Origin of the sequence: Bartonella sp. HY406 (assembly GCF_025449315.1) — a bacterium.
In the GTDB taxonomy this organism is placed as follows: domain Bacteria; phylum Pseudomonadota; class Alphaproteobacteria; order Rhizobiales; family Rhizobiaceae; genus HY038.
The window spans coordinates 2970001-2972500 of the sequence record NZ_CP104893.1 but is presented as its reverse complement, the minus strand read 5'-3'; the positions used below and the strand labels follow the sequence as shown (position 1 = coordinate 2972500).

Below are 2500 nucleotides of genomic sequence, written 5' to 3'. Positions count from 1 at the left end.
TAGCTGGTTCTCCGCGAAATCTATTTAGGTAGAGCGTTAGTTGTATTCTCCAGGGGGTAGAGCACTGGATGGGCTAGGGGTCCTCACCGGATTACCAAACCTAACCAAACTCCGAATACCTGGAAGAACTGACTAGCAGACACACGGCGGGTGCTAACGTCCGTCGTGGAGAGGGAAACAACCCTGACCACCATCTAAGGTCCCCAAGTTATGGCTAAGTGGGAAAGGATGTGAGGATCCCAAAACAACCAGGATGTTGGCTTAGAAGCAGCCATCATTTAAAGAAAGCGTAACAGCTCACTGGTCTAAATAAGGGTCTTTGCGCCGAAAATGTAACGGGGCTAAAGCCATACACCGAAGATGTGGATTTACACGTAAGTGTAAGTGGTAGCGGAGCGTTCCATAAGCCTGTGAAGGGATACCCGTGAGGGATCCTGGAGGTATTGGAAGTGAGAATGCTGACATGAGTAACGATAAAGGGAGTGAGAGACTCCCTCGCCGAAAGTCCAAGGGTTCCTGCTTAAAGTTAATCTGAGCAGGGTGAGCCGGCCCCTAAGACGAGGCCGAAAGGCGTAGTCGATGGGAACCACGTTAATATTCGTGGGCCTGTGGGAAGTGACGGATTGCGTAAATTGTATCATCTTATTGGATTGATGATGCAGTGAAGCAGTTCCAGGAAATAGCTCCCACATTATAGACCGTACCCGAAACCGACACAGGTGGACCGGTAGAGAATACCAAGGCGCTTGAGAGAACTATGTTGAAGGAACTCGGCAAATTGCACGCGTAACTTCGGAAGAAGCGTGACCCTTTAGCGGGCAACCGTTAGGGGGTGGCACAGACCAGGGGGTAGCGACTGTTTACCAAAAACACAGGGCTCTGCGAAGTCGCAAGACGACGTATAGGGTCTGACGCCTGCCCGGTGCTGGAAGGTTAAGAGGAGATGTGCAAGCATTGAATTGAAGCCCCAGTAAACGGCGGCCGTAACTATAACGGTCCTAAGGTAGCGAAATTCCTTGTCGGGTAAGTTCCGACCTGCACGAATGGCGTAACGACTTCCCCGCTGTCTCCAACATAGACTCAGTGAAATTGAATTCCCCGTGAAGATGCGGGGTTCCTGCGGTTAGACGGAAAGACCCCGTGCACCTTTACTATAGCTTTACACTGGCATTCGTGTCGACATGTGTAGGATAGGTGGTAGACTTTGAAGCAGTGGCGCCAGCCATTGTGGAGTCTTCCTTGAAATACCACCCTTATCTACATGGATGTCTAACTGCGTTCCGTTATCCGGAACCAGGACCGTGTATGGTGGGTAGTTTGACTGGGGCGGTCGCCTCCTAAAGAGTAACGGAGGCGCGCGATGGTGGGCTCAGAACGGTCGGAAATCGTTCGCTGAGTGCAATGGCATAAGCCTGCCTGACTGTAAGACTGACAAGTCGAGCAGAGTCGAAAGACGGTCATAGTGATCCGGTGGTCCCGTGTGGAAGGGCCATCGCTCAACGGATAAAAGGTACGCCGGGGATAACAGGCTGATGACCCCCAAGAGTCCATATCGACGGGGTTGTTTGGCACCTCGATGTCGACTCATCGCATCCTGGGGCTGGAGCAGGTCCCAAGGGTATGGCTGTTCGCCATTTAAAGCGGTACGTGAGTTGGGTTCAGAACGTCGTGAGACAGTTCGGTCCCTATCTGCCGTGGGTGTAGGAATATTGATAGGATCTGTCCCTAGTACGAGAGGACCGGGATGGACGTATCTCTGGTGGACCTGTTGTGGCGCCAGCCGCATAGCAGGGTAGCTATATACGGAAGGGATAACCGCTGAAGGCATCTAAGCGGGAAACCCACCTAAAAACGAGTATTCCCATGAGAACCGTGGAAGACGACCACGTTGATAGGTCAGGTGTGGAAGTGTGGTAACACATGAAGCTTACTGATACTAATCGTTCAATCGGCTTGATCGTTCCCATTACCTATATCCAGTTAATAAAAATGCAGAAAATCAAAACCAGCTTCAATTCGTTCATGCCTTTCGCCGACCTGGTGGTTATGGCGGAGCGGCTGCACCCGATCCCATTCCGAACTCGGCCGTGAAACGCTCCAGCGCCAATGGTACTTTGTCTTAAGACACGGGAGAGTAGGTCGCTGCCAGGTCTGCAAAATGCATGATTGAATACTATCTCTTCACCATCAAAACACCCTTATTAATCTATCTGATCATGCTTAAATAACAACGCAAATACATCAATCAGATAATGACTTTGCTCGATTATCAATAATACTTCTAGCAAAGACTATAGGTGACGCGGGGTGGAGCAGCCCGGTAGCTCGTCAGGCTCATAACCTGAAGGTCGTAGGTTCAAATCCTGCCCCCGCAACCAAAATACAACCTCAGCAAAATAATAAACACAGTGATTAGACATATACAATAACCGCCAAAGAGCGGTTTTTGACGTTTCTAACGCCATAATGCCAAATCAGTACATGAGGGCTATAATACCAG

General features: G+C 50.2%; 1 tRNA gene and 2 rRNA genes (1 of these 3 cut by a window edge). All 3 read left to right on the top strand.

Annotation, left to right across the window (positions count from 1 at the left end):
- Nucleotides 1-1961 (top strand): 23S ribosomal RNA (locus N6B01_RS12505); it begins 852 nt to the left of the window's first position.
- Nucleotides 1962-2036: 75 nt separating this feature from the next.
- A 5S ribosomal RNA gene (rrf, locus tag N6B01_RS12500) occupies nt 2037-2151 on the top strand.
- A 150-nt stretch (nt 2152-2301) separates the two neighbouring features.
- Nucleotides 2302-2378 (top strand) — tRNA-Met (locus tag N6B01_RS12495).
- The last annotated feature ends 122 nt before the right edge of the window (nt 2379-2500 follow it).